The sequence below is a fragment of the Microbacterium sp. HMWF026 genome (assembly GCF_003061325.1).
Classification (GTDB): Bacteria; Actinomycetota; Actinomycetes; order Actinomycetales; family Microbacteriaceae; genus Microbacterium; species Microbacterium testaceum_E.
The window spans coordinates 1-7,858 of sequence record NZ_QAJB01000230.1 but is presented as its reverse complement, the minus strand read 5'-3'; the positions used below and the strand labels follow the sequence as shown (position 1 = coordinate 7,858).

The following is a 7,858-nucleotide window of genomic DNA, read 5'->3' as shown; positions in this document are numbered from 1 at the left end:
ACCCCCGACACTCCCCCGAAAGGAGACGCGCGATGACCGATGACGACGACGACATGACCGTCTTCAGCGACAAACGCCAGAAGCGCGTCAAGATCACCGCGTGGATCGTGATCGGCGCCCTGGTGCTCACCGGCGGCGGCGCCACGGTCATCTCGCTCATCCTCGGCTGAACGCCCGCGCGAGCGGACCTCCGCGCGCAGGGCGACGGTCGCGCTAGACGAGTGCGGCGAAGCGCTCGGTCTTCTCCACGGGGCCGATCACGATCAGCAGGTCGCCCTTGTGGATGACGGATGCCGCGCCAGCGGCGTGCCACTGCCCGTCGGCATGACGCACCTTGACGATCGTCACCCCGTGGCGACGGCGTACCGCGGACTGCTCGAGGGTTTGACCCACCAGCTCGCGCGGAGCCACGGTCTTCGCGACGACGAGGTCGCGATCGAATTCGACGTAGTCGAGCATGGCTCCCCGGACGAGGTGGGCCACGCGGCGCCCCATGTCGGCTTCGGGGTAGACGACGTGCTCGATGCCGAGCTGCTCCAGGATCAGGCCGTGCTGTTCGCTGATCGCCTTGGCCCAGATCGACCGCGTTCCCATCCGCTTGAGCAGCGAGGTGGTGAGGATGCTCGCCTGGATGTCGGACCCGATGCCGACCACCACCCGGTCGAATTCGGCGATGCCGAGCTGCTCGAGCGCCGCCTGCTTGGTCGAGTCGGCCCGCACCACGTGCGTCAGGACACCGTTCAGCGACTGGACGATGTCCTCGTCGGTGTCGACGCCGAGCACCTCGCTGCCGCTGCGCGCGAGCTCGGTGGCCAGCGCGCCGCCGAAGCGCCCGAGCCCGATGACGGCGATCGAGGTGGCCGAGTTCCCGCGGGCCCGCCGACGGCTGAAGAACGTGTTGTTATCCAATGATCGGACGCTCCTTCGGGAGTTCGTACATGCGCTTCTCGCGCGTCAGCGCGAGGGCTGCACCGAGCAGGACGGGGCCCAGACGGCCGATGAACATCAGGGCGATGAGGATGAGCTGCGCGAGGGGGGGAAGATCTGCCGTGATGCCGGTCGACAGGCCCACCGTGGCGAACGCCGACACCACCTCGAAGAAGACGCGCTCGAATCCGTAGGGGCTCAGCAGCATGATGGCGAGCGTCGATCCGACGACCAGGGCCACCGACAGCAGGGCGACGGTCAGCGCCTCGCGGTGCGTGGAGCGGGGCAGGCGCTTGCCGAACATGTTGACCGCGGTGTCGCCACGGAGTTCGGCGAGCACGATGAACAGCAGGACCGCGAATGTCGTGATCTTGAGGCCGCCGGCGGTACCCGCCGGTCCACCGCCGATGAACATGAGGATGTCGGTGACGAACCAGCTCTCGGGCAGCATCTGGGAGACGTCGATGGAGTTGAACCCCGCCGTCCGCGGCATGACCGACATCGTGAATCCCGCGAGCAGTCGCCCGGCGGGGTCCAGGGGGCCGAGCGTCGCCGGGTTCGACCACTCCAGGGCGGTGAGGACCACCGACCCGACCACGAGCAGCACGACGGAGCCCACCAGGACGGTGACCGTGTTGAGCGTCCACTTGCGGGGGAAGCGGTAGCGACGCCACAGCTCCATGATCACGGGGAATCCGAGGCCGCCGATGATGATGGCCGCGCAGATCGGCAGGCAGATGAACGGGTCGGTGGCGAACGAGATGAGGCTGTCGCTGAAGAGCGCGAATCCGGCGTTGTTGAAGGACGAGACCGAGTGAAAGACGCCCAGCCACACCGCCCGCGCGAACGGTTCGTCGTACGCCAGCCAGAACCGCCCGGCGAGCAGGACGGCCACGACCGCCTCGGTCGCCAGGGCGATGATCGCGACCCCCGTGAGCACCCGACGGACGTCGCCCACCGCCACCGTGTGGGTCTCGCTCACCGCGGTCAAACGGGTCCGCAGCCCGAGCCGCCGCGCGACGAGCAGACCGAGCAGGGTCGCCAGGGACATGACGCCGAAGCCGCCCACCTGGATCAGGACCATGATGACGACCTGACCGAACGGCGACCAGAAGTTCGGAGTGTCGACCACGATGTGTCCGGTGACGCACAGGGCGCTCGTGGCCGTGAAGAGGGCCTCGAGAAGGGTCGCCGATCGCTCCTGGGTCGCGACCGGCAGGCTCAGCAGGGCGGTCCCCACCGCCAGGGCGCCGCCGAACGCGAGGGCGATGACGCGCCCAGGGGTGAGAAGAGCCCCGCGCCGTCGCGCCACGCGTGTCCCGTTCCTCACCGGGATACGATCTCACACCCCTCGCGCCCGCTCTCACGGCGGGGCCCCACCCCGGGCGGAAACCGTTGCGCGCGGTCGGGTCGCCTCTGCGGATTCCGGCCCGACGCCCAGCCCACTGTCGGAGCCCCGACGTAGCATGGGGGCGTGGAACCGCTCCTGGCCCTATTCGCCGAGTGGTGGTGGATCGGCCCGGCAGCGGCCGGTGCGGGCACCGTCGGCTGGGTCGGCGTGCGCCGCTCCCGCCGTCGCGCGCTCCCGTCGGGCGCCACGACCACCGGTGACCGCGCCGTCCGCGTCTGGGCCACTCGTCCGATGGGCAAGAGCGCCGCGCGTCGCCTCGAGGTGGATGCCGCCGTCCTCGACCTGCAGATGGCGCGCAACGCCGTCACCCGCGGCCGCGCCGACGTCAAGGTCGCCGACGCCGAGGTGGTGCGCGCCCAGGCGGAGCGGGCGGCATCCCGTGTCTCGAACGACGTCGTCTCCGCCGCTCGCGCTCGATTGGTCGACGCGCAGCGCGACCTGCGCGCCGCCGTCGCCGAGGTGCGCGCGCGTCGGGCCGGGCTCAAGGCGGCGAAGGCCATGCTGCCCGCGATCCGCACCGGCAGTGCGCCGCTGCCGGTCGCGCGCCTGCTCGCCGAGCACGACGCGATCCTCGCGAGGTGGATGGCCTACGAGACCGATCCCGCCCTCGCGATCGACTATCCGGCGATGAGCGACTCGCGTTCACCGTTGCTGGCCGACTTCCTCCGGGCGCACGAGCGGGCGCAGTGGGTGCGTCCCGCGTCGGTGCAGACGCGCCTCGCACCCGCCGACTACCTCGCCTACCGCGACGCGGTGCGGCGCACCGCTCACGCCTTCGATCGCGCCGAGCGCGCGGCCCGTGGCGGCACTCCGCCGAGCATCGAGGGGGGCGACGCGTGGAGCCGGGTGGCATCCGACCTCGCCGAAACCGCCCAGCGAGCCCTCGCCCGCTCGATGGAGTCGATGGGCCGCGCCGCGGCACGCAGCTGGACCGAGCGCGGCGCGAAACGCGCGTCCAAGGGTGCTCGGGCGTCCACCCCGCCGGCGCCGGAACGCACCCCCTGGCCGCCGCCCGCACGGGATCGTCCGCAGCCCCCGCGTCCCTGATCAGCCGCGGCGCGAGCGCGTAGCATGGCGCCGTGCAGGACTTCTGGAATTTCGCCGGCCACTACTGGTGGCTCGTCTTCCCGCTCTTCGGGATGACGATGGGCGCGATCAACGCCCGTGTGAAGCACCGTGAGGTCACCGCGCGCCGCCGCCACAAGGAACAGCTCGAACTGCTCGCCGCTCAGGCGGGGTCTCGCGCCGACGCCCCCGCCGCGCCCGCGGCCCTGGACGCCGCCGGCGACGGACAGCGGCGCGCCGAGCAGTCGCACGACGACGTCACGCACCGCTGGCTCGAGTACGAGCTCGACGCGACGAAGCTCATCACCTACCCCGCGATGAGCGACGGCCGTCAGCCGTTGACCGCCGCCTTCCTGCGCGCGAAGAAGGTCGCCGACAAGCTGCGTCCCCGCCCGGACGAGACGCTCCCCGCCGACCGGCTGCGCGAGTACCGCGACGCGGTCACCGACTACGAGGTGGCCTTCGAGGTCGCCGAGCGCGACGCGCGCCGTGTGAAGGATGCCGCCTTCTCTCCCGACGAACGCAAGCGCCTCGACACCGCCAAGCAGCTGCTCACCGTCGCCACGGATCAGGCAGCCACTCCCAACGAGCGGCAGCTCGCCTACCGACGCGTGCGCGAAGAGCTCGACGGTCTGATCTGGCTCAGCGACGAGGCGGTCGACGAGCTCGAGAAGAAGGTCGCCCTCGAGCTCCCCGCGCCGCGGGCGTCGACGACGCCGCCCGAGCCCGCCGCCTGAGCGGCGCTCAGCGCCTGCGCCGGATGCGCACCGGCCCGCGCGCGGTGGTCACGTCGACCACCTCGCCCTTCTGCGTGACCTCGACCTCGCCGCGCTCCACCAGCTCGTGGGCCGCGTCGCGGGCCGGCTGCATGAGGTCGCGCCAGTCGTCGCCGCCGACCGCGCGCGCCGCCTCGGACGGGCAGATCGTCTTGCCCGCTCCCCGGGCGGCTAGGAGTTCGCGAATGGATGCCACGAGCCGGGGGTCCGCACCAGACGACGGGGTCATATGTCCAGTCTCCCCCCGCGCTGTGACGCCGGGGTCAGAATGAGCCGGTGATCACCGAGCGCCATGCCCCCGACCTTCCCGGCCGCGCCGTCATCGCGCAGCGCTGGAACCGTGCGGTCTTCGTTCACTGGCGGGTGGATCCCGCCGACGTGGCGCCGCTGCTGCCGCCCGGAACGCGACCCGACGTGCACGACGGGTCGGCGTGGGTGGGTCTGGTCCCGTTCGTGCTGAGCGAGTTCCGCTTCCTCCCGCTGCCGCCGGTGCCGTTCGTCGGCACCTTCACCGAGATCAACGTCCGCACCTACGCGATCGACGACGAGGGTCGTCGCGGGGTCGTGTTCCGCACGCTCGAGGCCGAGCACCTCGCACCGGTCGTCGCGGCCCAGGCGTTGTTCGGCCTGCCCTACCGGTGGGCGCGAGCGGGCGTGCGCACCGACGGCGCGCGCATCGAGTACCGCTCGCGACGTCACGGTGGCGGGTTCCCGGGCACGCGGGTGCGGGCCACCCTCGGCACCGACACGGTGGACAACGACCTGTCCCGCTTCCTCACCGCCCGGTGGGGCTTCCACGAGCGTCACCTGGGCCGCACGATCTGGGCGGCGAACAGTCACGAGCCGTGGCCCCTGGTCACCGCCGAGCTGGATGTCCTCGACGACCAGCTCGTCGCCGACTCCGGCTTCCCCCAGCTCGCCGGACGCACCCCCGACTCGGTGCTGGCGATGCCCGCGGGGCACCCCGGCTTCATCACGCGCTTCACCGCCGCCCACGCGATCCGCTGACGAGCCACGGCGGCGGGTGCGCGGGACCGTCTCGCGGGGACTGCAACGGCTACCGGGTGAGTGATCTTCGCCGTGAGGATGAGGCCGTTCCCCAACCGCGGGGAGCGCTCCCTCCGCCCGCGCGGGGATCCTCACCGCCGCTGCGCGGAACCGCCCCTCCGACGGCGATCGTCCGCACCGACTGCCGTCGTCGTCGTGGCCTACGGTTCCGTCATGCCCCGTCCCCGCACGTTCTCGCCGCAGTCGCTGCACTGGTGGGTCCTGCTCTGCGGCCTCGCAGCGCTCGTCGCGCCGGTCGGCGCGGGCGCTTCTTTCGCGCTTCAGATCTACACACTGATGTTCGCGAGCGTCGCCGTCTTCGTCGTCGAACGGGGCAGTCCGCGCGTCCTCGTCATCGTGGTGATCGTCGTCATCGTCGCTGTGATCGGTCTGCGCTTCGCGGCAGCGATGGCCGCCATGCAGCTCTACCGCGACTTCTCCGACAGTGCCGTCGTCGTTCCCTGAAGCGGCCCCCTCCACCACACCGGTGAAGGGGGCCGCCGCACGTACCCGCGTCAGCTGCGCTGCGTCGAGAACGCCTCGGGGTTCTGCTCCAGCCACGCGTCGACGGCCTCGGCCTCGCGGCCCTCGCCGAACTCGTTGACGACGAGGTCCTCGAGCGAGCCGTACTGCTCGTCGTCGAGCTGGATGCCGGCGATGAGCTCGGCGGCATCCGGGTACTTCTCGGCGAAGCCGGCGGTGCCGAGGAAGTGCAGCGCCTCGGGGTCGCCCATCAGACCCTGGGGGTCGGCGAGGTCCTTGACGTCGTAGGCGTCATTGGCCCAGAACGGACGCCACAGCGTGACGGCGATGTCCTTCTGCGCCGCGATCGCGTTGTCGAGCTCGGTGAGCATCGCCGCGGTCGACGAGGTGACCAGCTCGAAGTCGCCGTCGAGCCCGTAGCCGGGCAGCATGGTCTCCTGCGTCTGCTTCGTCAGCCCCGCGCCCGGCTCGATGCCGTAGATGCGCCCGTCGAAGCGCGCGGCGTTGGCCTGCAGCTGCTCGATCGAGTCGATGTCGACGTAGCTGGGCACGGCGATCGTCAGCTTGGCGTTGTCGTAGTACGCACCGAGGTCCTCGATGTCGTCGCCGTAGCGGTCCATGTACGACTTGTGGGTCAGTTCGGGCCACGCCGAGGGGTAGATGTCGACGTCGCCCTGGGCGAGGCCGGTGTAGAGGGGACCCGCCTCGGTGAGCGTCTGCATCTCGACCGAGTAGCCGAGCTTCTCGAGCTGGTCCTCGAGCAGGTAGGCGGTGCTCAGGCCGTCGGTCCACGACGGCAGGAAGCCGAGCGTGATCGTGCCCTTGTCGCCGCCGTCGCCCGAGCCGCCTTCGGCCATGTTGCCGCTGGCGCATCCGGCGAGGGCGAGGGCGCCCGCGGCTCCGAGGGCGAGTGCTGAGGTGAGGTGTCGCGTGTTCATTGCTGTGTTCTCTTCCGTTTCGTATGTGATTTCCGTAGGAGCTTCTGCGTGCGAGGTGCCGAGATTCCGCACCTCACGCTCAGAAAGAGGAGACCGGATGCCGAGGGCTCAGCGCCCCGACGACACCGGTGCGCGACGCGGTGACGCCGTCTCGCGCTCGGCCTCGCTCGCGGCATCCGCTGTGGTGGTGTCGACGGACGGTGCGGCCGTGGAGGCGACCGCGGCGGAGCGCGCGGTCCGTCGCCGAGCCAGGACACCCAGCAGAGAGCCGCGGTTGTCGGCCCGATCGCCGAGCGCCGCGGTGAGCCGGTCCAGATAGACCGCGAGGATGACGACGCTCAGGCCCGCCTCGACGCCCTTGGGCAGGTTGACGGTCGATATCGACTGCACGACCTCTTTGCCGAGGCCGTCGGCCCCGACGATGCCCGCGACGACCGCCATCGACAGCGCGAGCATGATGACCTGGTTGACGCCCGCCATGATCGTAGGCATCGCGAGGGGCAACTGGATGCCGCGCAGGATCTGCCCGGGGGTCGCCCCGAAGGCGTGTCCGGCCTCGACGGTCTCGGAGTCCACCCCGCGGATGCCGAGCTCGGTCAGACGCACGCCCGGGGGCAGGGCGAAGATGACGGTCGACACCACGCCGGGCACGACGCCGATGCTGAAGAACGTGATCGCGGGGATCAGGTAGACGAAGGCGGGCATCGTCTGCATGAAGTCGAGGATGGGCTTCAGCACGGCGCGGACCGTCGGATTGCGTGCCGACCAGATGCCCAGCGGCACCGAGATCGCGACGGCGACCACGGTGGCCACGAGCACGAGCGCGAGCGTCTGCATCGCGGTGACCCACTGGCCCATCGCGAGGATGAGCGCGAAACCGACGACGGTCCCCACCGCGAGCTTCCACGAGCGCAGCAGCCAGGCCAGCAGCGCGGCGACGACGACCACGACGACGATGGGGGCGGCCAGCAGCACGTCGCTGAGACCGCCGACGAGGAATCGCACGACGACGGCGATCACGTCGAACAGGCCCGAGAGGTTGTCGCGCAGCCAGTCGACCGCGGAGTCGACCCAGACACCGACGGGGATGCGGAAGCCGTCCATCAGCGCACCACCTCGTTCTCGACGGCCGGCGCCTTGTCGGCGAGCACCGCGTCGATCTCGGCGGAGGGCAGGGGGTGGGGAAGCACGGTGATCTCCTCGGTGGAGGT

At 71.0% G+C, this 7,858-nt stretch carries 10 protein-coding genes; 5 read left to right on the top strand and 5 right to left on the bottom strand.

Translation table 11 applies throughout. The features are described from left to right. Positions 1-32 precede the first annotated feature (32 nt). Positions 33-170, top strand: coding sequence for a hypothetical protein (locus DBR36_RS17675; RefSeq protein ID WP_165801169.1), 138 nt, complete (start codon positions 33-35; stop codon positions 168-170). A gap of 43 nt (positions 171-213) precedes the next feature. On the opposite strand, the gene DBR36_RS09320 is transcribed toward DBR36_RS17675, so the two are convergent. Together DBR36_RS09320 and DBR36_RS09315 are read right to left on the bottom strand one after the other, a co-directional pair. Then, entirely contained in the window at positions 214-909 is a 696-nt protein-coding gene (locus tag DBR36_RS09320; protein ID WP_108318787.1) for a TrkA family potassium uptake protein, read from the bottom strand. After that, positions 902-2,239: a TrkH family potassium uptake protein gene (locus DBR36_RS09315; RefSeq protein WP_258222689.1), complete on the bottom strand. Its 1,338-nt coding sequence runs from the start codon at positions 2,237-2,239 to the stop codon at positions 902-904. Before DBR36_RS09315 ends, DBR36_RS09320 begins: the two co-directional genes overlap by 8 nt. 162 nt (positions 2,240-2,401) lie before the next feature. Between DBR36_RS09315 and DBR36_RS09310 the strand changes: the two genes are divergently transcribed. Continuing rightward, positions 2,402-3,385 carry a hypothetical protein gene (locus DBR36_RS09310; RefSeq protein ID WP_108318783.1) on the top strand — a complete coding sequence of 328 codons (984 nt, stop codon included), beginning with the start codon at positions 2,402-2,404 and terminating at the stop codon, positions 3,383-3,385. A gap of 32 nt (positions 3,386-3,417) precedes the next feature. Next, on the top strand, positions 3,418-4,140 hold the full coding sequence (locus tag DBR36_RS09305) for a hypothetical protein (RefSeq protein WP_108318781.1): 723 nt from the start codon (positions 3,418-3,420) through the stop codon (positions 4,138-4,140). A gap of 7 nt (positions 4,141-4,147) precedes the next feature. Here the strand turns inward: DBR36_RS09305 and DBR36_RS09300 are convergent, their stop codons facing one another. Further along, entirely contained in the window at positions 4,148-4,408 is a 261-nt protein-coding gene (locus DBR36_RS09300; RefSeq protein ID WP_108318779.1) for a DUF3253 domain-containing protein, read from the bottom strand. Positions 4,409-4,455: 47 nt separating this feature from the next. Between DBR36_RS09300 and DBR36_RS09295 the strand changes: the two genes are divergently transcribed. Both DBR36_RS09295 and DBR36_RS09290 read left to right on the top strand, forming a co-directional pair. Next, positions 4,456-5,187, top strand: a complete 732-nt coding sequence (locus DBR36_RS09295; protein ID WP_108318777.1) for a YqjF family protein — start codon at positions 4,456-4,458, stop codon at positions 5,185-5,187. Positions 5,188-5,400: 213 nt separating this feature from the next. Then, positions 5,401-5,691 carry a hypothetical protein gene (locus DBR36_RS09290; RefSeq protein ID WP_146185302.1) on the top strand — a complete coding sequence of 97 codons (291 nt, stop codon included), beginning with the start codon at positions 5,401-5,403 and terminating at the stop codon, positions 5,689-5,691. A 50-nt stretch (positions 5,692-5,741) separates the two neighbouring features. On the opposite strand, the gene DBR36_RS09285 is transcribed toward DBR36_RS09290, so the two are convergent. Next, positions 5,742-6,647, bottom strand: a complete 906-nt coding sequence (locus DBR36_RS09285) for a glycine betaine ABC transporter substrate-binding protein (RefSeq protein ID WP_108318773.1) — start codon at positions 6,645-6,647, stop codon at positions 5,742-5,744. A gap of 108 nt (positions 6,648-6,755) precedes the next feature. Continuing rightward, positions 6,756-7,751 (bottom strand): proline/glycine betaine ABC transporter permease, encoded by a 996-nt coding sequence (locus DBR36_RS09280; protein ID WP_108318771.1) that lies wholly within the window; start codon positions 7,749-7,751, stop codon positions 6,756-6,758. Positions 7,752-7,858 lie beyond the last annotated feature (107 nt).